Annotated in this window: 24 protein-coding genes, 1 tRNA gene, 2 pseudogenes and 1 CRISPR repeat array; of the genes and pseudogenes, 22 read left to right on the top strand and 5 right to left on the bottom strand. The window is 36.0% G+C overall.

Features of this window, described 5'->3' with window-relative positions:
- The first annotated feature begins 16 nt into the window (after window positions 1–16).
- The 4 genes from ACGH49_RS10210 to ACGH49_RS10195 all read left to right on the top strand — a co-directional run bounded on the left by ACGH49_RS10210 (window position 17) and on the right by ACGH49_RS10195 (window position 4556).
- The gene (locus ACGH49_RS10210) at window positions 17–322 is read left to right on the top strand and encodes a hypothetical protein (RefSeq protein ID WP_411589260.1); all 306 of its coding nucleotides are present in this window, start codon (window positions 17–19) and stop codon (window positions 320–322) included.
- A complete protein-coding gene (locus ACGH49_RS10205) occupies window positions 319–723 on the top strand; it encodes a hypothetical protein (protein WP_411589259.1) in 405 nt (134 codons plus the stop codon). Before ACGH49_RS10210 ends, ACGH49_RS10205 begins: the two co-directional genes overlap by 4 nt.
- A 1-nt stretch (window position 724) precedes the next feature.
- Window positions 725–3988, top strand: coding sequence for a tape measure protein (locus tag ACGH49_RS10200; RefSeq protein WP_411589258.1), 3264 nt, complete (start codon window positions 725–727; stop codon window positions 3986–3988).
- Window positions 3989–4052: 64 nt separating this feature from the next.
- Window positions 4053–4556, top strand: a complete 504-nt coding sequence (locus ACGH49_RS10195; protein ID WP_411589257.1) for a hypothetical protein — start codon at window positions 4053–4055, stop codon at window positions 4554–4556.
- 154 nt (window positions 4557–4710) lie between these two features.
- On the opposite strand, the gene ACGH49_RS10190 is transcribed toward ACGH49_RS10195, so the two are convergent.
- Window positions 4711–5208 (bottom strand): hypothetical protein, encoded by a 498-nt coding sequence (locus tag ACGH49_RS10190; RefSeq protein WP_411589256.1) that lies wholly within the window; start codon window positions 5206–5208, stop codon window positions 4711–4713.
- A gap of 20 nt (window positions 5209–5228) precedes the next feature.
- Complete coding sequence (locus tag ACGH49_RS10185) at window positions 5229–5609, bottom strand: helix-turn-helix domain-containing protein (protein WP_034910052.1); 381 nt, start codon at window positions 5607–5609, stop codon at window positions 5229–5231.
- Between the two features lie 89 nt (window positions 5610–5698).
- Between ACGH49_RS10185 and ACGH49_RS10180 the strand changes: the two genes are divergently transcribed.
- The 4 genes from ACGH49_RS10180 (at window position 5699) to ACGH49_RS10165 (ending at window position 7775) form a co-directional block, all read left to right on the top strand.
- Complete coding sequence (locus ACGH49_RS10180) at window positions 5699–6484, top strand: HNH endonuclease signature motif containing protein (protein WP_411589255.1); 786 nt, start codon at window positions 5699–5701, stop codon at window positions 6482–6484.
- Between the two features lie 77 nt (window positions 6485–6561).
- The gene (locus tag ACGH49_RS10175; RefSeq protein WP_411589254.1) at window positions 6562–7332 is read left to right on the top strand and encodes a KilA-N domain-containing protein; all 771 of its coding nucleotides are present in this window, start codon (window positions 6562–6564) and stop codon (window positions 7330–7332) included.
- A gap of 51 nt (window positions 7333–7383) precedes the next feature.
- Window positions 7384–7590, top strand: coding sequence for a hypothetical protein (locus tag ACGH49_RS10170; RefSeq protein ID WP_411589253.1), 207 nt, complete (start codon window positions 7384–7386; stop codon window positions 7588–7590).
- Entirely contained in the window at window positions 7587–7775 is a 189-nt protein-coding gene (locus ACGH49_RS10165) for a hypothetical protein (RefSeq protein WP_411589252.1), read from the top strand. Before ACGH49_RS10170 ends, ACGH49_RS10165 begins: the two co-directional genes overlap by 4 nt.
- Window positions 7776–7902: 127 nt before the next feature.
- Window positions 7903–8470: a CRISPR direct-repeat array (repeat unit 28 nt; unit sequence GTTCACCGCCGAGTAGGCGGTTTAGAAA).
- Window positions 8471–8565: 95 nt separating this feature from the next.
- Here ACGH49_RS10165 and ACGH49_RS10160 read toward each other — a convergent pair.
- Together ACGH49_RS10160 and ACGH49_RS10155 are read right to left on the bottom strand one after the other, a co-directional pair.
- Window positions 8566–9012 carry a type II toxin-antitoxin system HicB family antitoxin gene (locus ACGH49_RS10160; RefSeq protein WP_411578823.1) on the bottom strand — a complete coding sequence of 149 codons (447 nt, stop codon included), beginning with the start codon at window positions 9010–9012 and terminating at the stop codon, window positions 8566–8568.
- Window positions 9013–9034: 22 nt separating this feature from the next.
- On the bottom strand, window positions 9035–9217 hold the full coding sequence (locus ACGH49_RS10155) for a type II toxin-antitoxin system HicA family toxin (RefSeq protein WP_411589251.1): 183 nt from the start codon (window positions 9215–9217) through the stop codon (window positions 9035–9037).
- 136 nt (window positions 9218–9353) lie between these two features.
- Between ACGH49_RS10155 and ACGH49_RS10150 the strand changes: the two are divergent.
- The 8 genes and pseudogenes from ACGH49_RS10150 to ACGH49_RS10115 form a co-directional block, all read left to right on the top strand.
- Window positions 9354–9515, top strand: a pseudogene (locus ACGH49_RS10150) (type II toxin-antitoxin system RelE/ParE family toxin); the annotation flags it as partial.
- 2 nt (window positions 9516–9517) lie between these two features.
- Window positions 9518–9823: an addiction module antidote protein gene (locus ACGH49_RS10145; protein ID WP_411589249.1), complete on the top strand. Its 306-nt coding sequence runs from the start codon at window positions 9518–9520 to the stop codon at window positions 9821–9823.
- Window positions 9824–9892: 69 nt separating this feature from the next.
- Window positions 9893–11092 carry a hypothetical protein gene (locus ACGH49_RS10140; RefSeq protein ID WP_411589248.1) on the top strand — a complete coding sequence of 400 codons (1200 nt, stop codon included), beginning with the start codon at window positions 9893–9895 and terminating at the stop codon, window positions 11090–11092.
- A 49-nt stretch (window positions 11093–11141) separates the two neighbouring features.
- Window positions 11142–11852: a phage BR0599 family protein gene (locus ACGH49_RS10135; RefSeq protein WP_411589247.1), complete on the top strand. Its 711-nt coding sequence runs from the start codon at window positions 11142–11144 to the stop codon at window positions 11850–11852.
- Between the two features lie 12 nt (window positions 11853–11864).
- Window positions 11865–12104 carry a hypothetical protein gene (locus tag ACGH49_RS10130; RefSeq protein ID WP_411589246.1) on the top strand — a complete coding sequence of 80 codons (240 nt, stop codon included), beginning with the start codon at window positions 11865–11867 and terminating at the stop codon, window positions 12102–12104.
- Window positions 12104–12328: a hypothetical protein gene (locus ACGH49_RS10125; RefSeq protein ID WP_411589245.1), complete on the top strand. Its 225-nt coding sequence runs from the start codon at window positions 12104–12106 to the stop codon at window positions 12326–12328. The genes ACGH49_RS10130 and ACGH49_RS10125 overlap by 1 nt, the downstream gene beginning before the upstream one ends.
- Window positions 12291–15095, top strand: coding sequence for a phage tail protein (locus ACGH49_RS10120; RefSeq protein ID WP_411589244.1), 2805 nt, complete (start codon window positions 12291–12293; stop codon window positions 15093–15095). The genes ACGH49_RS10125 and ACGH49_RS10120 overlap by 38 nt, the downstream gene beginning before the upstream one ends.
- A 2-nt stretch (window positions 15096–15097) precedes the next feature.
- Entirely contained in the window at window positions 15098–15952 is an 855-nt protein-coding gene (locus tag ACGH49_RS10115) for a hypothetical protein (RefSeq protein WP_411589243.1), read from the top strand.
- Window positions 15953–16356: 404 nt separating this feature from the next.
- Here ACGH49_RS10115 and ACGH49_RS10110 read toward each other — a convergent pair.
- Window positions 16357–16433: transfer RNA gene (locus ACGH49_RS10110), tRNA-Val, on the bottom strand.
- Between the two features lie 282 nt (window positions 16434–16715).
- On the opposite strand from ACGH49_RS10110, the gene recQ reads away from it, so the two are divergent.
- The 6 genes and pseudogenes from recQ to ACGH49_RS10080 all read left to right on the top strand — a co-directional run bounded on the left by recQ (window position 16716) and on the right by ACGH49_RS10080 (window position 24533).
- Window positions 16716–18545: a DNA helicase RecQ gene (recQ, locus tag ACGH49_RS10105; RefSeq protein ID WP_065606266.1), complete on the top strand. Its 1830-nt coding sequence runs from the start codon at window positions 16716–16718 to the stop codon at window positions 18543–18545.
- 21 nt (window positions 18546–18566) lie between these two features.
- A pseudogene (locus tag ACGH49_RS10100) lies at window positions 18567–18719 on the top strand (amidohydrolase); the annotation flags it as partial.
- A 214-nt stretch (window positions 18720–18933) separates the two neighbouring features.
- Complete coding sequence (locus ACGH49_RS10095) at window positions 18934–19776, top strand: Rossmann-like and DUF2520 domain-containing protein (RefSeq protein ID WP_411589242.1); 843 nt, start codon at window positions 18934–18936, stop codon at window positions 19774–19776.
- Window positions 19773–20627 (top strand): 3-methyl-2-oxobutanoate hydroxymethyltransferase, encoded by an 855-nt coding sequence (panB, locus tag ACGH49_RS10090; RefSeq protein ID WP_065606262.1) that lies wholly within the window; start codon window positions 19773–19775, stop codon window positions 20625–20627. The genes ACGH49_RS10095 and panB overlap by 4 nt, the downstream gene beginning before the upstream one ends.
- Window positions 20628–20632: 5 nt before the next feature.
- The gene (gene panC, locus ACGH49_RS10085; RefSeq protein WP_411589241.1) at window positions 20633–21481 is read left to right on the top strand and encodes a pantoate--beta-alanine ligase; all 849 of its coding nucleotides are present in this window, start codon (window positions 20633–20635) and stop codon (window positions 21479–21481) included.
- A 193-nt stretch (window positions 21482–21674) separates the two neighbouring features.
- Entirely contained in the window at window positions 21675–24533 is a 2859-nt protein-coding gene (locus tag ACGH49_RS10080) for a valine--tRNA ligase (protein WP_411589240.1), read from the top strand.
- Window positions 24534–24703 lie beyond the last annotated feature (170 nt).

Below are 24703 nucleotides of genomic sequence, written 5' to 3'. Positions count from 1 at the left end.
TGAGTATCAATTAGACATGGGCGGAGAAGATGATGATTTAATCAGAATGGCCAAACAAATGGGACGAGATGTTCCGGACAAAATAAAAAATAAACCGCAATTAAGTGATGATTTAATTTTTTATTATCAGGCATTCATCGACTTAGATACGACGCGCACTCACAATATGTCACCTACGCCCATATCGTGGCTATCAATTATTGAGTATGCGCGTTTTCATCAACTTAACGATGAAGATACCAACGAGCTGATTCAAATTATTAGAGCAATGGACCGCGTTAACCTAAAACATGTTGAGCAAGCATTCAAGGACAAAACATGAAACTGACTGATATTTCAAATTTTATCAATAATGAAATTACGAAGCGTGCAAATAATCAGACGATAAAAGCAACATTGGCGGTTATTGATGAATTAACGGATATAACACCAGTTGACACCTCAAACGCCATGTCTAACTGGCAGGTATCCATAAACGGGCAAATCACTGACCAAAATGTTGCTTTTTATTTTGGCTCTAAGGGCTCAACCAAGCATCTTAGTAAAATGGCAGTCGTGAACTCGGCGCTTAATGCGCTTAAAGAGCGTAAATTCGGTGACAAGATTTATATACAAAACAATGCATCTTATATAAAAAAACTGGATGAGGGCGGTTCTCAACAATTTGCAGGTGGTTTTGTTCCAAAAGCGTTAATCATATTCAGAAGTGAATTAAGGAGCTAATATGTCAAGCGAATCAATTGTTATTGAAGTATCCGACAATATTGCAAGCTCAATATCAGCGAAATTAGATAATATCGCTTCGTCAGCAGAAAGAGCACAAAAACATCTAGAATTGATGAAGAAGATTCTAAAAAGTTTTAATGACGATCCGCTAAAAAAATATCTAAAATCAATGTTTCGATTTAGTGACATGCTAAAATCTGCAGCTAGCGGAGCTACAACATTCAATAGCTCACTGAACGATACAAACAGCGTGATAAAGAAAGCAATTGGACTCAATGCTGAATATACTAATCAGCTAAAAAACATGCGAACAGGCATTATTAACGTTAATAATGCATCAATCAATGCAACAAACAATCAAAGGAGGTTTGCAGAAGAACTTAAGCACTCATCTTCTGTTGCAAACACATTTAGCCGAGTATTAAAAACATTATTTGGATTTATGGGGGTTAGAGCATTTGCAACGTCAACTGCATCATTGACAGACTTTAAAGCACGCTTAGATGATACAACGGGTTCGGCAGAAGCAGGTTATGTTGCTATGAAGCGTTTAATGACGCTGGCTAAAGGAACGTATTCAAGCTTTGATCAGACCGCAGAAAGTTTCTTATCTAATGCCACCGCATTAAAAGAGCTTGGTTATAGTACTAATCAGCAGTTAATGTATACCGAATCGTTAAATAATGCGCTCGTTGCTTCATCGATTAAGGGTGAACGCGCCGCTGGTGAAATGTACGCACTTCAAAAAGCAATGATGCTAGGTAAGTTATCTGGGTTAGAGTTAACGACGGTTGTAAAAAATGGCGGCTACGTTGCCGATGTTCTAGCAAAACAGCTCAGGATTACCACAGGTGAACTAATTAAAGCAGGTAAGCAAGGTGAAATCACGTCAGAAGTGATTATGCAAGCCTTTTTGAACTATCATGACTTTTTGCAGCAAAAAGCTAATGATATGCCCAATCAGATTCTTGATGCGCTTACCAACATAAAAACAGGCATTCAGGAGTTTATTTTTGGGGCTGATAGTGCAACTGGCGCAAGTAGCAAACTCGCACAAGCCCTACTGTGGTTATCTGAAAATATCAAAAATGCAGCAGCGGCATTAACTGTTTTGGGCACAGGCTACATTACCACTACGTTATATCATGCGTTATTTATTAAATCGGTGGAAATGGGTAACAAAACAGTAACAAAAGCCACAGCTGCAGTAATGCGGTTGAATTTGGCGCTACTAGCAAACCCATTTGGTGTTGTAATTGCAGGAATTACCGCAGCTGTTGCTGCGCTAACATTATTCTCTGATGAAATTAAACTGACAGAGGATGGTACAGTATCATTAAAAGACCTAGCGATTACGGTTTGGGGAGATATTAAAGACGGTATCACAAGTGCAATTAAAGGCATAAAAAGTGCGTGGGATTCATTCGTCAACACCGTAGGCGACAAACTTAGTGATATACCATTCACTGTTAACGATGTTTTTAAATCAATTATTGACACAGTTAAGTTTAACATCAATACAGTTATTCGAATGGTGTTGACGTGCGCAACTATCTGCTTATTTGCTTTTAACAACATGGGGAGCGCGTGGGAAATTGTCTGGAACGGCATGAAAAACTTAGCTATCAATATTATTGAATCAGTTCTTAACTCATGGCAGCTTCTTTTTAAGGGATGCGCTACTGTGTTATCGTATTTCAATGAAGAGGCAGCGAAATCACTACTCGAAAAGGTTGATTCGATGACAATAAAATTTGATAGAGTTGAATTGAGTTCAAAAGCTAAAGAGGATCTAAAAGAACTCAAAAAAGAACTAAAACAAATCTCGAAAACTAACTATGTGGGACTTGCAGATGGATTACTTCAAGAAGAAATAGAGAAAACGCGGAGAAGAAAACTCGCCGAAGAAACAGCAATGTATCCAGCGCCAAATGATGTGTCAACAGCGATAAAGCATGTCAAGCGGTTAGCATCAGAGCATGATAAGCTATTGAATTCACTTAAACCGATGAGAGGTGCGTTGCAGGAATATAATAAAGGTTTAAGAGAGTTAGGTTCTATGTATAAACAAGGCTCACTTTCGGCGAGTGAGTACAGCGAATACATCACTTTGCTTGAAAATAAATACAAAGAATCGATAGATCCGCTTGGTTATTATAACAAGGAATTGAACAGGCAATGGGATCTAATGAAACTCTCATCAGAACAACGAACGATAGAAAACGAACTCTATCGCGTTAGTCAAGACATGATGAGCAAGGGCTTAGTGCTGTCTAAAGCGCAAAATGACGAGTTAAGAACCAAAATCGCATTGAATGAAAAATACGTGCGAATTCTTGCTATAAAAGACTCACTGGAAAGTAATTCTCGGTTCAGAAAAAATCAAGATTTTTCTGATTTGGTGAGTGCGTTAAGTGAGTTAAAAGATAGCAAAAATTTTGATTATAACGACTTAATTAATGCGCTTAACTCTGATAGTAAAAGCCCTTTTGCTGGAATGTTTGAGGGAACGTGGGAGCTAATGAGCGCGCAAATCTCACAATTCCAAAAAATGTACGAGCAAATAAATGTGCTCACTGAGCAGTTTAACTTAGATCAGTCAACAGCCGCATCACTCAGAGCGCAAGTTTGGGCTAAACAGAACGATATTATTTTAAGTCAGGCAAATAATTTCTTCGAACAAATGGCTCAAATGCAAAACTCAAACAACGCAACCATGGCGCGAATAGGTAAAGCAGCAGCTATTGCGCAAGCGGTGATTAACACTTATCAAGCTGCTAATGCGGCTTATGCTGCTATGGCAGGAATTCCGTATGTTGGACCTGCTTTGGGGGCAACAGCGGCAGCAGCAGCTATTGCGGCAGGGATGGCTAATGTGTCGGCGATTCGATCTCAACCTACAGGCTTTATGACAGGTGGCTATACTGGTGATATAGCTCGGGATCAGATAGCAGGTGTGGTACACGGTCAAGAATTCGTCATGAACGCAGCAGCAACTCAGCGCATCGGTGTAAGTAATCTGGAAGCACTACAACGTGGTGATATGAGCGGTTTACAACGTCCGCAGGTCGTTAATAACTACTCACAGTCAACAACACAAGAAAGCGCACCGCAAACCGTTTCACCAACAATCAATATTGCACTGGTGAGTGACTATGAATCAGCGAAAGAATGGCTATCAACACAAGAAGGGGTTAAACAAATCATGCAAATAAATAGAGATAACGGGGAGGAGCTAGCAACGATTGTGAATGCGTCCTAATAATTTACTTTTAATTTAAATTCCCCTAACATAACAGATAATTACCATGTTAAGGGGATGTTAAATGTTTAAAGAATCATTAGTAGCAGTTTTGTGTTTATGTGCTTTTTCTTGTTATGCATCAGAATCAGATATAAAGAAAAATTTTGGCGACTGGAATTTAACAGTTTCAACAGACAAGCTAACAGATGAGATAAAATATTTTGCGATGACAGAAGATCTGGATAACGATCATCAATTAACATTCAATAATAAATATTATGCATTCGTTTGTAAGAAGAATAAATTAACCGAAGCAATTTATGTAAAAAATTTAATCACTATCGGTAACAAAAAAGTTAAACTAGATTTAAGAATTGATAAAGAAAAACCGTTTCAAAGAAACGCAATCATTTTAGGTGATACATTTTTCAACGAGGATATAACAAAGGAAGAAATTGAGCAGTTAAAAGGTAAAAATTCACTTTTTATCAGAGCGAATGCGCCGAACCAAACAATCGACATGGAATTTAGTTTGAAAGGTTTTGACGAAGCAATTCAGCCGGTTCTTGATGCGTGTAATAAGTAGTCACCGCTGCACAAGCGGTTTAGAAAAAAGCAATTCAAACCCTCTAAGAGGGTTTTTTATTATCTAAAATAAGGTATCCATATGAAAGTTTTTTCCATAGTTTTTCATGATAAAAATGGCGTAATACTCGCTACAGATCGGCATAATGAATTTATTAAGGCTGGAAGCATGATGAAATTAGTTGAATTACGTCAGGAGTCCGAGATAGACCCAAGTCTAATAGTTTCAATACCAAGTGTTTTGTGGCGTCTACAGGAAGCTCTTTCAACTTACCAAGATATGTCTTCTTCTCAGCCTCAGTTAATGAAGATTGCTTGATAATATCTTCCAGTTTTTCTAATGTTTCATTGTGAATTTTAATAGTTGTAACATTAAGTATTGAAGATAGACCGCCATCATCACGGATAAAATCAACGCCCTTTTCTGTGATTTTTAAATTTTGATAGTAGATTATTTTATCATCTGCACCCCACTGGATACAGTTTTCAATCAAACCATGTTTACTTAGATACCAAACATTAGCGACAAAATTGTCAGTTGAACCGAAAAGATTGGTCAGATTTTTATATTCTGCATTTGTAATATTATTTGGGAATTTATCATAAAGAAACATCAATAATTCATTTTGCTTATCGCGAGGGAATTTATCCATCATGCCTCCTTTTATTAGGGTTAGGGTTTATTTTTTATTTTGTAATGTGAACTTAAAGCATTAATTAATTCTTCTTCTAGTGATATGCCTGCTTTTTTAGCCTTATTTTCCATAAAAGCTCTTAAGTTTGGCTCTAAATATAACCAGTGCCAATGTTCTCCTTTTTCATTTTGAAGTGATATTAACTCACTTTCATCACCGTAGGCTAGCCAATTAAAGGGAACTTCTAGTGTTTCTGCTAGCTTGGCAATAATGTTTGCTCTTGGTTTATTTCGGCCTGCTTCGTATCTTGAAATTTGAGCTGCTGCGATACCAGATATTTTTGATAATTCTTCTTGAGAATAACCTTGTTCGGCTCTTCTTTGTATTAATCGTTTTGCAAAAGTGTCATTATTTGTCATAAATAGTATTGAAATGTATTGACATGGTTAATTATTAGAATTAGTATACTATACATTCCATGACACTTTAAGACATTTAATTATTAATTATGAAAACAAGAAAAAGTATATCTTTAATTAGAGATCATGTTGGACTAGATAAAAAATTAAAATCTAAATTATCTATATTTAAAAATGGCTGTCATGAGTGGAATGGAGCTAAAAATTATGATGGCTATGGAATGATTTGGTTTGAAGGATATTCTTGGGCTACTCATAGAGTTGCTTATGAATTAGCTTATGGTGCTATACCTCAAAATAGCAAAAATTTTTGGGTATTGCACACGTGTGATAATCCGTCGTGCTGTAATCCTGAACATTTATATGTTGGTTCTCCGTCTGACAACGCAAAAGATTGTGCCGAAAGATGTAGAAAAAGTGTAGGTTGGCGTTTGTGGGCTAGTCAAGATCCTAATTTTGACCCAAAGAGAAAAGTAGGGACTGTTTATTATGAATACAGAAACGAAATAAAAACTTTACATGAATGGGCTGAACTTTTTGGTATCAATGCGAGAACTTTAGATCAGCGATTTGCAGCAGGATGGAGAGAGGAAGACATTCCTACACCTGCTAATAAATATAAAAGACATTTATCAACAGACTGTACTACTCACTATAGAAGGTTTTCAGGTATAGCAGAAGTAAATCAATATTTAGCAAATAAGGAGAAAAAATTGAAAGAAAATAAAGTACCAGTATCAGCTAGAATTCCAGGTTGGATGAAATCTATTCTTGAGAATTCAGCTATTAAAAATGATAGAAATTTTAGTTTAGAACTAATTAACAGAGTAAAGCAGTCATTAACAGAGGAGGAAAAGAAAATTGCAGGTATCTAAAAAACTAAAGGCTTTAACTGCGCCAACAGCCAAAGCCCAAATCAAGTTAACCACAAACTCTAAATAAGGGAAAACTCATGAATAATAGTAATATAAACAACTCTAATTGTCCAGTAATAGCTGGAATCTCAATCACAACTGATAAAGAGGGTCGATATAATCTTAATGCTTTGCATAAAGCTAGTGGAGGAGAAAAGAAAAACAATCCTAGCTACTGGCTATCATTGCAAGGCACTCAAGAGCTTATATTAGAACTTGAGCAACAATTGAGCGATGCCGAGATCTCGGTATCGGTTGTTCAATCCATAAAAGGGGGATTGAATCAAGGTACATTCGCCCATGAACTTTTAGCGGTATCTTATGCAGGTTGGATTAGTCCAAAATTCCAATTAATGGTAAATCAAGTATTTTTAGACTATAAAAAAGGTGAATTGAAAAACATTCAAAAACCTTTTAAATCTTACTTACCAGAGTATCGACAAGCTAAGGCAATAGAATTGTCAGTCAGAGCATTAGATAAGATGTTTAGCAATCTGCCGCATTTGAGCGAACAGTCTAAGCAAGCTATCTATGCCGATACAATTAACCCAATTGCAGGTAAAAATGTTATTCCGCTTCCTAAACTTGAAAACAAAACATTTTCAGCTAGTGAGGTTGGAGATTTACTCGGCGTATCCTCAAATAAAATTGGTCGTATAGCTAATAAGCTTAACTTAAAAACAGAAGACTACGGAATTTTCGTACTCGATAAGTCACGTTCTTCTGATAAACAAGTTGAATCATTTAGATATAACGAAAAAGCAATAGATGTAATCAAAAATCATCTTATTAATAAAGAAATCGCTTAACCAATTAACAAATTATAAGCCCCCGCAGAGGGGCAACTTGAGGATGTAGATATGAACAGAAATGTAATTATTCAAGAGAACGATTTTAACGTTTTATGTGCAAAAATAAATCACATTGCTGCAATTGCAGAGTTATTAATTAGCGACAATGGTCAAAGTAAGTGGGCTGATGAGACTCTAATAAACAGTATAGGTGCAATCTCGACAATGTCGTATGAAATGTCAACTTTATTTGAAAAAGCGGAGGTTGTAGCATGAAACACATCATTGATAATCATGACTATGAAATAATAGTTAAAAATTTAGAACAGGCAAAATCATTGGCTTATCTTATGGGTAGTAATGTTAATGAAAGCGATGACAAATCAAATATATTTTGGTTATTACAAGATTTAGTTAATTATGCTTTGCGATTAGTTGAAGATTCTGAGTCGTTAGTTTAACCCTTTTTTAGATCCTTTTTTAATATATTGATTATTATTAATTAATTTTTATGTGATAAAAAAGGGTTATTTTTGGAAAAATGGTTAAAATTTAGTTAAAACAATATGCTATGTTTGATATAATCTAGTTCACCGCCGAGTAGGCGGTTTAGAAATGACAGCCAAAGCGAATTAAATTTATATACCAGTTCACCGCCGAGTAGGCGGTTTAGAAATTTAAGCACTTTGGCGTTTTCTCTATCCCTATGTTCACCGCCGAGTAGGCGGTTTAGAAATAGAAACGCACAAGAAAGTTGAAAAAGATAGAGTTCACCGCCGAGTAGGCGGTTTAGAAATAGACAGTAACCATAAAATTGCTCTTGTGTCAGTTCACCGCCGAGTAGGCGGTTTAGAAATTATTGTTACTTAAAGTCACCCGACTATGGTAGTTCACCGCCGAGTAGGCGGTTTAGAAAATAAAAAGGTACACCTTTAACCATAAAAAGGTGTTCACCGCCGAGTAGGCGGTTTAGAAATCTAAATTTAGACTGGAGAGGTAGGGTTTATGGTTCACCGCCGAGTAGGCGGTTTAGAAATAAGGACTGGACAGGAACAAAAGGAGGAGGTTGTTCACCGCCGAGTAGGCGGTTTAGAAAGTTCAAGCCCATTTTTGGCGATTATTTCCTTAGTTCACCGCCGCATAGGCGGTTTAGAAAAGTCATTCGACATCACTAAGCAAATAATATTTAAATATAACCACCTTCGGGTGGTTTTTTATTAGCAGTTGTATGGCGCTTAATAACCAAAATAATTAACGTACTCTATTTTGTGCTGCTAATTCATTAATAGCCGCTTCTGCCAAAAAATTACTCCGATCTTTATAAAAAGAGTTCGGTGCTTTAACTGCGTTATCTATTCTATCGATAAGAATATCGGGCAATGTGATATTAATTCTTTTTTGTTTACCAACAAATGATGACAAATCAACATCAATAATGACCCACGTATCGCAATGAGCATATTCATCGTTATTTTTATACGAAACATGATCGTTGTGAATATCTTTAACATCATAATCGCCCGATTCGATCATATCTTGAACAGTTAACAAAATAGCTTCTGTCGCCATTGCTGGAATATCGCTTTCTCTGTCTGCGGCAGAATAACAACTATATTTTTCATTACATAATGCAGGCACGACAATGCCGTAAGCTGTATTGCTATCGTTCGGTGTTTCAATGCCAAGAGTAAAAAACATAATACCTCCAAAAGTTGGCGGGCTATAAAAGCCCCGCCGATTTTTTGATTGATCTTACTGTGCCAATCGGTAAATCCGATTTTGGGTGAGGAACTGGAAACGTTTTATTAGTTATTGGTGAGTAAAACATATGATGACTACCTCTAACTCGTTTCAGAATACACCCTGCACTGGCAAGTTCTTTTATCAGGTCAGTTGATTTCATGTTTACCTCCTAACCTGAAAATAATTATACACACATATACACAAGCGACAAGTAAAAATACAAGTAAAAACACAAATAAATTAGTTTAATCATCTGGAGAAAACTATGTTCACCGCCGCATAGGCGGTTTAGAAATGTAGGCAGCGGTGTATCAGAAATGCGTATTCACTGTGGAAAAGGGTATAGGGTTTTTGTTAACCGCAATAATGAAATTGTTATTTTATTGTGTGGCGGTGACAAGGATACACAACAAACAGATATTAAAATTGCTAAAGAATTAGCAAATAAATGGGGTTAATTATGACTACAAAACTAAAAACTTTTGATGTGGTTGATTTTTTAAATACTGATGAAGAAATGCAAGAATATTTAAATGCCGCAATAGAAGAAGGAGACCCTAAATTTTTATTTATTGCACTTGGTGATATAGCTAGAGCTAAAAACATCAGTCAGCTTTCACGTGATACAGGTATAAGCCGTGAGGGTATTTATAAAGCGTTATCAGGTGAGGGGAATCCTACTTTTAATACAATCTTTAAAATTGTTCAAGCATTAGGTTTGCAAATGCAGTTTTCTCACAAAAACATGCTGATTGTTGTTAACTGAGTATGGAAAATCTAATGTAGATATACAAAATCAAATCAAACCTAAAGCTCGCAATTGCGGACTTTTTTTATGTCTAAGTTTGAGGTCATAATGCCAAATGTTATAGCTGAACAGCCGACAGCAGGAGCAACAGAAAGTTTTGAATGGCTCACTAATGTAATCGAATCGAGAGATGGGCGAGAGCACAGAGTAATGTTACGCTCACTACCGAGAGTAACATTAGATTACTCATTTATAGCTCATCCACATAATAGAAACTATTATCTTAATTTGCTACGTAATAATTTAACTGATATCTGGTTATTGCCTTCTTGGCTAAAAGCGGTTTATGTTGGTCGCATAAATAAGGGGACGACTATAGTAGAGAATCATTTTGATAATCATGTTGGTGATAATTTACTGATTTATCAAGACATAACAAAAAAAGAGGTTGCGACTTGGTTAAAATCATCAGAAAAAAAATCGTTAGAGTTTGTTTTTCATGATGAACATCAGCCGAAGTTAGAGTTTGTTTTTAAAGAACCACCAGACGGAAAACTGGGTCTAAGTCCTGCCACCAATGATTACCAGGCTGCATATTTATTACCGCTAGAAAAGTGCTACTTAAATAATGTGACGTATAAAACCTCCGGTTTTGATGCTAAGTTTGACATAACTGCAGAATTAGTTGATCAACCAGTCTATCGCGCGGAATTAATTCAAAAACAGACATATCTCGGCATCGAAGTGCTTCACAATAATTACGGCGCTAACGAATCGACATTAAATAAATGTATAGATAAAGTTGATTACGACATTGGGAAAACAACGCGAATAAATAAGTGGGATCGTACAAAATCATCGCGTTCAATACTATTCTACATGGACGGGCTGGATGAGATAAAAAAATTTAAACAATTCGTCTACAGAATGAGCGGGCGATTAAATCCGTTCTGGTTGTGTGATGGAGATGTAAACATATACGGCAGTAAGATTGTCGGTAATCAAATTATTATTCGCAACGATTTACCATCATTTAACTATTTAGCTCTATTTCATGATAATTGCGTTACATATGTAAAAATAATGAGCGTGAGTCATGATAATTACGGCAACACAATAATAGTTGTTGATAAACACATTAACTATACAGTTAACAAAATCAGTTATCTAATGCTGTGTAGATTTGATTCAGATATAGTGCAAATTAAATACGATACAAATCAGCGGGCGCAATCAAATATTCAAGTAACGGAGGTTTTTGATGATCAATATTTTCAAACAGTCTGAGTTATATGTTTTCCATGATGGAGTTAACACATATCGTTACACCAGCGGTATGAGAGATCTGAACATTGAGAAAAAAATTTATATTAGAGAATCGATTAATCGTAGCGCAATCAAACGTGATGCGTCTCTGTCTAAAAATAAAATAACAATAACTATGCCAATAACAAATGAAGTTGTTCAGCAGTGGATAACTCCAGACATAACAAAGTATTTGCTAGTAGATATTTACACGCTAGACAAAAATAACTTGATTACGATGTCGTGGAGCGGACGTTTAACTCAAACATCTACATCAGATAAAGAGATGGATATGACATTCGAGCCATTGATCACGAGAGCAGGGCAAACAGGTGTAAACGAGAGAGTTCAGAGAAATTGTCGTTATGCGTTGTATAGCGAGCGATGCGGGTTAAATCGTGACGATTTTAAGATGGTGGTCAATGTTACATCGTATAAAAATGATGTGTTAACTGTTGTGTTTGAACAAGATATGCCAAACGGGTATTTTACTGGTGGAATATTGCAAACTCCTAACGGCGAACAGACTTTCATTAAAGATCATTCTGATACATCTGTCGTATTATTTAGACGGAATCAACAGCTAGTAGACAATCTGCGCAACGGCATCACGCAAGTTACGCTTTACAAGGGTTGTTCGCGAACACTTGATTGTTGTGACACATTTAATAACACTCTAAATTATGGTGGTTTTCCGTATTTACCGCTTGAACCCCTTAACAGTGGTAATTCAATTGTTTAATTGTGAGGTTTTATGTTTGCATTAGTTGCAGCATTGGTTGCTGTTGTTGTGGGTTTAATCGTTGGCGTGGTTGGATCACACGGTAAAAAAAATCAACAAAAAATAGAGGCTGATGAGTTTAAAACTGGTACATCAACCGAGGGAACTGAAATTCCAATAGTTTTTGGGACGGTTAAAATTACAAATCCGATTTACACCTGGGTTGGAGACAAATCACTAACAGCTATCAGGAAAAAAGGTGGAAAAAAATAATGGTCTTAATTGTTACACGAGAAGATCTGATTGCGGCGCGACAATGTAGCGCAGGTGGAAGAGCGTTTTTTAAAAGGCATGGATTAGATTGGTCAGATTTTTTAAAAAACGGCATTGATGCTGAAATTTTAATAAAAATTAATGATGTAATGGCTAATCAGGTAATAGATCAGGCTAGGTTGAGATATGGGCGGAAGCAAAAAGAAACAAACAGTAGGTTATAGATACTACGCTGGTACTAGCATGATATTTTGCCAAGGTACTATTGATAAGTTGGTTAAAATTATCATTGCTGACAGAACTGCGTGGAAAGGAGTAATGCAAGACGGGACGTTATCGATTAATAAACCATCTTTATTTGGTGGTGATTCACGAGAGGGTGGCGTGTCTGGTGCTGTTGATGTTTATTCTGGCCATGATAAACATAGCAGAAACAGTTATCTAGCTAGCAAAATATCGCAAATAGTGCCTGCGTATCGTTATGTGGCTGGCGCAGTTTTCAGGCATTTTTATTGGGGGAATAATCCATATTTGAAAGATATTGCGGTTGTTGTACAACGTATACATTATCAAGACGCAAAAAAAACACTTCAATGGTATAACGAACGGGCTGAAATTAGAACTGAGAGCAGACTCGATAATCTTGCAATACATTTTATTTTAGATACATCTCAGAGCATGAGCGGATCGCGCATAATAGCGCTCAAAACAGCAATGAAGCGGGCGATCAACAAATTGGAAGCGTCAATGGATTTGCGTTCGTCACGACTTGATATTCTAATAACAACCCATCAGGGCGGTTCACCACAAACACAATTAGTCAGGAACGTTTCTAAAAATGATATTTCATCGATACTGTCGTTTATTGATAATTTAAAAATAGTATCCGGCGGTAATCTTAGAACTGTGCTAGAAGCATCGGTTAATTTTTTTCGCAGTGTGATCAATCTTGAAATGGATCGTTGCTGTATTTTTGTGAGTGATGGTGAGCTTGAAGATGCTGACTCTATTGACAATCAAGATGTTCGCGATCTCATCAATAGAACAGGTATGTTTGATGTGGCAAACGGTAGAGATGTTAGTATTTATTGTGTTAACGTTGAGAATTACGATACGTCATTGAGTTCAAAAATTGACAATACTCCGGAGGATGAAATTCCGGTGATCTCTGGCACTGACTCAACTGTGATTTATGACACTATGATGTACGCTATTAATAGTGCTAACGCAGATATGAATCCGGCTCACATGCTCAGAGAATTAGTTTTGAATCAGTATACTGGATTTAACTCTCAATCAGTACAAAACATAATTAACGAAGAGTCGTTTAAACGTGCAGCTGATATATTTTATCAAGAAAAATTAGGGCTTTCGTACATCTGGAACAGTCAGAGTAAATTTGAAGAACTAAAGAAAAATATTGAGAAAACAACAGATTGCGTGTTAGATCAAAACCCTTATACAAATCAGTTCGAAATAAAAGTGATTAGAAATGATTACAATATTGATGATTTACCAGTTTTTGATAAAACAAATATTGTGAAAATTTCGGATATTAAGAAAAATATTGTCACTGAGATGATTAATTCTGTGACAGTTAATTTTATTGACCGAGGCAATGATTATAAGCAAGGGTCAGTGACTGTTCGAGATGACGCGCTGATAGCAATTGCGGGCAGAGAAAATAACACAACAGTCACGTACGATACTGTTTATAGCCGCGCGCTCGCCTCGCGCCTCGCCATGAGGGATTTAGCGTATTTATCATCAGACCTTGCGTCTGTTACGCTAACACTGAATCTAGACGGCAGAAAGCTTGGCCGCGGCGATGTATTTCTATTAAACATGCCGAACTTGGGTTTAGACAACGTTGTAATGCGTATAATATCAGCGGATTACGGTACACAAAAAAACAATCAAATCACGATTGAATGTTCAAGAGATGTCTTCTCATTGCCGACATCGTCAGTCGTACAATCTCAGCAACCAATTTCAAATCCAGCGGAGCACAACGTACCTTACCCCGCAAAACATTTTATTGTGATGGAATCGCCGTATTATGAACTTGTTTATAACTACGGTCAGAAAACGGTTGATCGACTACTTGATAATGATTTATCTGGGCTTGTTGCCGCTGCAGTTGCTGATTTACCTGAAAATATTATGCTTGCTGAGCTTGCCACATCTGTGTCTGATAATTTTGATAATGCAGAGAGCATAACTGAATGTGAAATGAGAACGCTATCACATGACATTGACAAAATGGAGACTGTCATCAAATTAGATAGAGCACCAGAAAGCGATGAGTACACGTGGATCTCGATTGATAATGAGATTTTATTTGTTGAATCTTGTGATAACGATGAACTAACTGTCAAAAGGGGTTGTCTTGATACTATTCCCGCCAAGCACGCTCAAAATAGTCTTGTTTATTTCTGTGGGGGACAACTAACTCTAAAATCGGAAGAATATTACGAGGGAGACAGAGTTGACTGTCGCGTTATTACGAGAACACTAACCAGTTCACTCGATCCAGCTGACGCTAGTAGCGTCATTGTTGAGATTTGCGGGAGAGCTGTTAGGCCATATCCGCCGGCAAATGTAACTATTAACGGAATTTATTATCCAGATGTAATAGAGGGAAATAAAATTGACGTGAAATGGTCCACAAGAAATCGTTTACAACAAACGTCGGGTATCATGATTGGATGGTACGAAGATCATGTGACAGTTGAGCAAGATGTAAAATATCGAGTTGTGTTGCGACATTTCTCAGATACTCTCGTTGATACAATAATTGATGAGCCTCATTTTGTATTTAATGTTGCTAATATTAAGAAAGGTGATTTGTATATTGAACTGTCTAGCATCAAAAACGATATAGAATCACTCCAAAAATTCACGCATACGTTTACTTTTGGAGACGATATTGAGTTTATATTCAATAAGAACAAACAACAGAATGAACTAGAGTTTCAATTCGAGGATTAAAAATGGCAAAAATAGTTATTTGTAGTGAAAAAAAAATTAATGTTGATGCGATGATTGAGGTTCTCAGTGAAGAACATCAAGTTATTTTTTGTGATCCGGCATCGAGCGAGTACACTGAAAATCATTTATCAGAGTTTGATCTGATAATGGATTTCATGAATTCAAAAGAGCACCGAGCGCGCGTGATAAAAAAATGTTTCGAAAAAGGCACTCCTGTCATTGTGGGAGGGCAGAGTTACACGTCCCCAGGTTCGATCGCGCACCTCGGTATCGCAAGCTATACATCGGACTCAAGTTCTAACCGCACGTATAATGTAAATAATCTTGACGTTACATTGAGCGCGCGCGGAAAACGAGAAATTATGATATACAATCAAAATAATAGGCAGTTTTATTTCTATCACGGTAGCAAAAGTTCTCTAGAGAACATGTCGCCGCTCTTGGTTCTCGACTCTGTGTGGGGATACTATAAACTACCAGTTACTTGTGCAACCTTTAAAAAAGGTGATTTGAACATGCGCGACGAGCCATTTGCTGCAGACTGTGCGTTTTTAGGTTTTGATTTTAATGTTCAATTAACAAATGATGCAATAAATATTGTAAATGATGTTGTGTCGTGGTTATTAAATAAAACATACGTTCCGGCAAAAGTCAAAAATCACGATGGCACGCTATTATCTGATCATGATGTTTATTTACATTTTCGAGAAAGCGGCGATCTGATTGCAAAATACAAAAGCGATGAAAAAGGCAGTGTTGCATTTAGAATTCGACACAAATGCGATTATTACGCAGTTGCGTTTGATAAAAAAGGCGGCATGAAAAATGCTGTCGCAATTGATAACATCATCGTGTAAAAAACACACTATCAATTTTCAACTTACAATACTCAACAGCGTCTTCTAACATCACAAAATCAGCGATATCGTATAGTGCTTTCTGCGTTTGATAGAATACATAATTGTGCTCGTTGCCGCTGTTGATAATGTAGCACTCGTCCGTGATTTCAATTTCGTAATCTTCGGGCGCCATTCGTATGTAAATTGGTAGTGTGTAGTTTATTGTTATCATGATAAGCAAAGTTAGAATTTTTTTGGGTATTTTATATTGATTGTATTTTGATGTGAACTTTTGAGAAAATGGTCAAAAAAAATACCGCAGGGATGCGAATTTTACCCCTCTCTTACCCCAGTTTTACCCCGTTGACAAAATAAGAGTTTTAGGTAATCATTGCAAAGCCTTGCAAGATAAGACTTTAGAATGGTACGCCCGGGTGGACTCGAACCACTGACCCCCACCATGTCAAGGTGATGCTCTAACCAACTGAGCTACGGGCGTATAATTGAAACACGCAAATATTAACTGGCAAATCGATTAGTATCAAGTAAAAAAATAAAAAATAGCTTTTTTTTTAGTCTATCGAACAGAATTGGTTATAGAATAAACATTATATGTATTAAAATTTAAAAAATTGTAATAGGTTATGTCTAACATAATCGTTTTTATAAAATATTTTATTTTTGGGATTGAATTACTAATTCTTAAAATTGATGGTGGTTTGTTTAAATTAATTTAGCTATACTCGCCACCCCGAGTTGGGCTCTTTATGTTTAGGTTTGTATGTCAATAAAAGATCATATTGAAGATGTTTTACAAAATGTTTTTGGTTACAAGTCATTTCGAAATCAACAAAGAGAAATTATTGAATCTATTATTGATGGTCGTGATACTTTAACAATTATTCCAACTGGAGGAGGAAAATCTTTATGTTATCAAATTCCCGCAGTTTTATTATCGGGAACAGCAATAGTTGTTTCACCTTTAATTTCTTTGATGAAAGATCAGGTCGATCAATTATTAGCTAATGGTGTTGCTGCTGCCTATCTTAATGCCTCACAATCATCTACAGAACAACAAAAAGTTATCGAACAGTATTTGGATCATTCTATAAAACTATTATACGTCTCTCCTGAAAGATTGGGTGTTTACTCTTTTTCTTCTTTAATTGATGAGTATCCTCCTTCATTAATAGCTATTGATGAGGCGCATTGCATATCTCAATGGGGGCATGATTTTAGACCCGATTACCGGCAATTAGGGCAGCTTTCTATTCGTTTCCCTAAAGTCCCCATTGTAGCATTGACTGCAACAGCAGACAAAATGACACAGACAGATATTATTCATCAACTTAATCTGGTTAATCCATTAGTTGTAGTAAGAAGCTTTGATCGACCAAACATTCGTTATACGGTTGTCGAAAAATTTAATCAACTTGAACAAGTTGTTTCTTTTATTGAGGCACAAAAAGGCAATAGTGGAATTATTTATTGTTCAAGTCGCTCTAGAGTGGAAAATATGACCACTAAGCTTGCAGCCCGAGGCTTTTCTGTTAAGGCCTATCATGCAGGATTAACTAATAATGAACGTCAACAGGCGCAAGAAGATTTTATAAAAGATAATGTGCAAATTATTGTAGCGACCGTTGCATTTGGTATGGGAATTAACAAACCAAATGTGCGTTTTGTTGTTCATGCTGATAGCCCAAGAACGATTGAATCTTATTACCAAGAAACAGGCCGCGCAGGTCGTGATGGTGTACCCGCTGAAGCTATATTATTATTTAATAGTAAAGATCTTAATTGGTATCAGCAACAAGTTATTGAAAAAAGGAATGGCCAACATCAAGATATAGAATTGCAAAAGATTAATGCAATGGAGGCTTTTGCGCAAAGTTTGACTTGCCGGCGTACGGTGTTGCTTAATTATTTTGGTGAAGAGAGGACCAAACCATGTAATAACTGCGATGTCTGTTTATATCCTCCAGAGCTTTATAACGGCTTAATTGATGCGCAAAAAGTTTTATCTTGTGTTTATCGTGTAGAACAGCATTACGGTGCTCAATATATCATTGATGTGTTACGTGGTTCAGGGCGATCTCAAATTAAGGAAAATGGTCATGATAAGTTATCGGTTTATGGCATTGGTAAACAACATTCATCAGATTATTGGCTTAGTGTTATTAGACAGCTAGTTTATTTAGGGTATTTAAGTCAAAATATATCAGCCTTTACTACGCTTCAGCTAACACAAAAAGCGCGTCTAATACTTAGAGGTGAAATATCATTATCATTAGCTAAACCGCGTTTAGAAATAGTTAAGAAAAGTCGAATTAATCGTTATGCAAGAGCGATTAATTTAACAACAATTTTATCTTACGAAGAACGGATTTTATTTAATAATCTCAAAAGATTACGTAAAATTATTGCCGATACTGAAGATATACCACCCTATATTGTTTTTAGTGATGCAACATTGCTTGAGATGGTTCAAACTAAACCTAAAAGTAAAAAACAATTAATTAACGTTTCCGGAGTGGGTAAAATTAAGTTACAAAAATATGGTAATTTATTTTTAGAAGAAATCAATGAATTTATGTTAAAAAATATGTAACACTATATAATAGAAAATATTTCTAGAGCCTTTGCATTGGTTGGTTCTGGTAATCCTCAAAAAGATACCAAATGGCCACATCATCATGGTTGTTTTAATGTAGATGAAGATGGCATGGCATTAGGTGCTAAATTTTATGCTCAATATGCTTGGGTGTATTTAAATCAAAATTAATCTTAATAAAAATCCGATCATTAAATATTTTGATTAATGGTTGGATTCCTTTTTTTGTATCTAATTATTGAAATAATCTACAACTTTTTCTTTTAACTTTAAAATAATTAAATTATATTTTACGCATTTATTTTTAATATTATTGATATCTAATTGATTGAATATCAAACTGATTAAGCTATAATGCAACAACTTCAAATAATTTACAGTTGTAATGATTATTGGTTTTATCGGTGCAGGTAAAGTAGGGTGCACCATAGCTAAGTATTTTTCTTTATGTGGAATGCAGATTGCTGGATTTTATAGCCAAACCTATGAACATGCAAAAGAGGCAAGTAATTTTACTCAAAGCCAACATTATACTTCTTTACCTGAATTAGTTAATGATAGTGATTGCATATTAGTCACAGTACCTGATGGTCAAATAGTCACAGTTTGGCAAAAACTTTGTCAATTATCTATTGCTAACAAATGGATTGGTCATTGTAGTGGTCTGTTAACATCGCATATTTTTAGTCAACATAAGGTTGTTCACCCATTTGCGTTTTCTTTGCATCCTTTATATGCTATTTATGATAGATTTAGTTGCTATATGGCAATGTCAGGTATATCTTTTACTCTTGAAGCAAATGAAAATATTATCCCTCAATTACGAGCCACATTAGCTCCACTAAATAATCCTTTAGCAATTTTACCTGCAAGTAAAAAACCGTTGTATCATGCTGCTTGTGTTATGTTAAGTAATCAAGTTATTGCATTGGTTCAAATTGGTGTTGATTTGTTTAAACAATGTAGACTAGATGCTGAATTTAGTGAACAGGCTTGGCATCCATTATTTCTAGGAAATGCAAATAATATTGGTAAAGTAGGAGTGATCAATGCTTTGACTGGACCTGTCGAACGTGGTGATATTGAAACTATCAAACAACATATTATGGTAATGCCTGATGAACTCAAGCCGATTTATCTACAATTATCAACTATTTTACTTAATATTAGTCGGACAAAACATCCAAATAAGGATTATCGACAATTAGAGCTGGAGCTGTTACCTTGAAAAATACAATTCTTACACTACAAAAACGCAAGAAAAATCAACAAAAAATTACCATGTTAACTGCATATGATTATACTACAGCCAAATTAATGGACGAAAGTGGTATAGATTGTCTGTTAGTTGGTGATTCTTTAGGAATGGTGATGTTAGGTTACGATAGTACTGTATCGGTTACTATGGAGGATATGATTCACCATTCCAAAGCAGTAGCAAGAGCCGCTAAGTCAGCTTTTGTGGTGACAGATTTACCTTTTATGTCTTATCACACGTCTGTATATGATGCGGTTTTAAATGCAGGTCGTTTAATCAAAGAAGGGCAAGCTCAAGCAGTGAAACTTGAAGGTGGGCAAGCATTTTATGAACATATCAAAATGATTACACAAGCATCTATCCCTGTTGTAGCGCATATTGGGTTAATGCCGCAATCTGTGCTTGCTTTAGGTGGGTATAAAGTTCAAGGTAAGGATTATGAACATGCTAAAAATATTGTTCTTGATGCATTAGCGGTTGAAAAAGCTGGTGCTGCAGCTATTTTGCTGGAGTGTGTTCCGGCAGGTTTAGCGAAATTTATCACACAATTAGTTAATATTCCGACGATTGGCATTGGAGCGGGAGTTGATTGTGATGGGCAAGTGCTAGTTTATCAAGATATGTTATCAATGTATGATGGTATTTCATCAAAATTTGTGAAATCTTTTGCATCGATTGGTGAACAAATGAAACAAGCTTTTAAATTGTATTGCCAAGAAGTTAATAATCGACAGTTCCCTGCTACAAATCATGAGTTTTCTATTGAAGATAATGTTATAGAGAAACTCAAGCTTGAATTTACTATTAACCATAAGGGCTAATACAAATGAATATTGTAAGTACAATTAAAGAAGTCCAAGCACAAGTAAAAGCTTGGCGTCAAGCTGGGTATAGTATAGGGCTTGTTCCAACAATGGGATATTTGCATGAGGGTCACCAAAGTCTAATGGCTGCGGCTAAAAAGGAAAACCAAAAAGTAATTGTGAGCATTTTTGTTAATCCTATCCAGTTTGGTCCTTCTGAGGATTTAGCCAGCTATCCTCGTGATTTAAATAGAGATAAAATTGCTTGTGAGCAGATGGGGGTAGATTTGATTTTTTGCCCAACTGTTAATGAAATGTATGTTCCTAATTTTAGTAGCTATGTTGATGTTAATGGTTTAACCAACGCATTATGTGGACAAAAGCGTCTGGGGCATTTTAAAGGTGTTTGCACTGTTGTCACAAAATTATTCAATATTACGCAACCTGATCGTGCTTATTTTGGTCAGAAAGATGCGGAGCAGCTAGCTGTAATTAAACGTATGGTAAATGATCTGAATTTTAATATTGAGATTGTTGGTTGTCCGATTGTGCGTGAAGCTGATGGGCTAGCTAAAAGCTCGCGTAATAGTTATTTGTCCGAAAGCGAACGATCCGCATCAGTTTGCCTTTATCAAGCTATAGAAAGTGCCAAAGCAATGATAAAGCAGGGAGAAAAGTCAGTAACTGTTATTACAAAAGTTATGCATGAGCTTATAACCAATCAACCCTTAGCTAAAATTGATTATATTGAATTTGTTGATCTAACATCTTTACAATCGGTTGATATGCTTGAGCAAGATAGCTTATGTGCGTTAGCCGTTTATATTGGTAAAACACGGTTAATTGATAATTTTATATATCAACATCCCTAGTTATAACAATATTTTGGTGATAGATATATAAAATCGCTTGATATAAAGCGGTTTTTTTGTCATTTGTCGTGTAATAAAAATTTTTTAAGAAGATTAAATCAACGAGTTTATTATTCTGCCAATTTATTGTTTAGCTATTTTACTGTAGAATGGTCAAAATTTTATGCCTTAAATCAGGATTTATGCATTAATTATGAAAAATACGACTTATAATCCACAAGAAATTGAACAACCTATTTACAAACATTGGGAAGAAAGTGGGTATTTCAAACCCAATGGCGATAAGTCCCAACCAAGTTACTGTATTGCTATCCCACCACCAAATGTAACTGGGAGTTTACATATGGGGCATGCATTTCAACAAACTATTATGGATGCCTTAATTCGTTATCATCGTATGCAGGGCAATAATACTTTGTGGCAATCAGGAACCGATCATGCAGGTATAGCAACGCAAATGGTTGTAGAGCGGAAAATTGCTGCAGAAGAAAACAAAACTCGTCATGATTATGGTCGTGATGCATTTATCGAAAAAATCTGGAAATGGAAAGCTGAATCAGGTGGCAGCATTACAAAGCAAATGCGTCGTTTAGGGGATTCAGTTGATTGGGAGCGTGAGCGTTTTACAATGGACCAAGGCTTATCCAATGCCGTTAAGGAAGTTTTTGTTAGATTATATCAAGAAGATCTGATTTATCGCGGCAAACGTTTAGTTAATTGGGATCCAAAACTGCGTACAGCTATTTCTGATCTTGAAGTCGAAAATCGTGAAGTAAAAGGTTCAATGTGGCACTTACGTTATCATCTTGCTGATGGTGTGAAAACATCAGAAGGAAAAGATTATTTAGTTGTCGCCACAACTCGTCCTGAAACATTATTCGGTGACACAGGTATTGCTGTTAATCCTGAAGATCCACGCTATAAAGATCTGATTGGTAAATTTGTAGTATTACCGTTCGTAAATCGTCGCATTCCTATTATTGGTGATGAACATGCCGATATGACTAAAGGTACTGGTTGTGTAAAAATCACACCTGCTCATGACTTTAATGACTATGAAGTTGGGCACCGTCATCAGTTACCAATGATAAATATCCTAACTTTTGATGGTAATATTCGTACACAAGCTGAAGTATTTGATACTAACGGAGAACCTAGCACGTTATATTCAACTGATATACCTTTAGAATTTCAGAATTTAGAGCGTTTTGCTGCCCGTAAAGCTATTCTTGCACAATGTGAAAAACTAGGTATTTTGGAAAAAATAGAACCTCATGATTTAACCATTCCTTATGGTGATCGTGGCGGTGTTGTTATTGAACCTATGTTGACGGACCAATGGTATGTGCGAGCCAAAGTGCTCGCAAAACCAGCCATTGATGCGGTCAAAAATGGCGATATTCAGTTCGTACCAAAACAATACGAAAACATGTATTTTTCTTGGATGAATGATATTCAAGATTGGTGTATTTCCCGTCAATTATGGTGGGGACACCGTATTCCTGCTTGGTATGATAAACAAGGTAATGTATATGTGGGGCGTGATGAAGCTGAAGTACGACGTGAAAATAATTTGTCAAATGATATTGAGTTAGAGCAAGATGAAGATGTGCTTGATACTTGGTTTTCGTCTGCGCTTTGGACATTTTCAACGTTAGGTTGGCCAGAAAATACTGACGACTTAACCACGTTTCATCCAACGAATGTGCTAGTGACCGGTTTTGATATTATATTCTTTTGGGTAGCTAGAATGATCATGATGACCATGCATTTTATAAAAGATGAACATGGAAAACCGCAAGTCCCATTTAAAACGGTGTATGTCACAGGTCTAATTCGTGATGAAGAAGGACAAAAAATGTCAAAATCTAAAGGAAACGTTATCGATCCTTTAGATATGATTGATGGTATTTCTTTAGCTGATTTGTTAAAAAAACGAACAGGCAATATGATGCAACCACAACTTGCTGAGAAAATTGCTAAGCGAACAGAAAAGCAATTCCCAAATGGCATTGAAACGCATGGTACTGATGCACTACGATTTACACTCGCAGCACTAGCATCAACAGGGCGTGATATTAATTGGGATTTAAAACGTTTAGAAGGTTATCGTAATTTCTGTAATAAACTATGGAATGCAAGCCGTTATGTGTTAATGAATACTGAGCAGCATGATTGTGGTTTTAAAGGAGGAGATTTAGATTATTCGCTAGCTGATAAATGGATTTTGGCTGAATTTAATCAAACAGTTAAAACTTATCGTGAGGCATTTGATACTTATCGTTTTGATTTGGCTGCTAATATTTTATATGAATTCACTTGGAACCAGTTCTGTGATTGGTATTTAGAACTAACGAAATCCATTTTAGCTAATGGCGAAACATCGCAGCAACGTGCAGCTCGTCATACGTTAGTGACTGTATTAGAAGCTCTATTACGTCTGGCTCATCCAATTATTCCATTTATAACGGAAGAAATTTGGCAAAATGTAAAACCACTAATGGATATTAAAGCTGATACCATTATGTTACAACCAATGCCTATTTTTGATAACCAGTCTTCAAATGATGAGGCAGTTGCAGATATTAATTGGATAAAAGATGCGGTAATTGCTGTACGTAGTATTCGTGCAGAAATGAACATTGCACCAAGTAAGCCACTACAATTATTAATTCGTAAAGCGTCACCAACAGTGCATCGAATTACTAGCAATAATATTAGTTTTATTGAATCATTAGCAAGATTATCTGAAATAGTCTTATTAGATGAAAATGAAACTGGACCTTTATCAGTAACTAAATTAGTTGACGGTGCGGAATTATTAATACCTATGGTAGGATTAATTAATAAAGAAAATGAACTTGCTCGTTTAGAAAAAGAAATTGCACGCATTGAAGGTGAAATTATGCGGATTGCAAACAAGTTATCTAACGCAAGCTTTGTTGATAAAGCACCTGCGGCAGTGGTCACTAAAGAGAAAGAAAAACAACAAGGTTATATTAATGATAAAGCCAAACTGCAAGAACAATATTTGCTGATAAAAAATCTTTAATATTAATAATAAAAAGCCTCTCAAATGAGAGGCTTCAGATTGATGACAAAGAGCTCGCTTTTTGGCGAGTTCTTTGATCTAATAGAGAGGAGCCGATTATAATAGGAATTCTTCTATGCTAAAAAAACCAACTCCAGCGACACCAGAAAAAATAGAACAAATCTCGCTAG

This window comes from Gilliamella sp. BG7, assembly GCF_046635565.1.
In the GTDB taxonomy this organism is placed as follows: Bacteria; Pseudomonadota; Gammaproteobacteria; order Enterobacterales; family Orbaceae; genus Gilliamella; species Gilliamella apicola_P.
The sequence above is the reverse complement of the archived record's forward strand: the minus strand, read 5'-3'. Positions and strand labels throughout refer to the sequence as shown.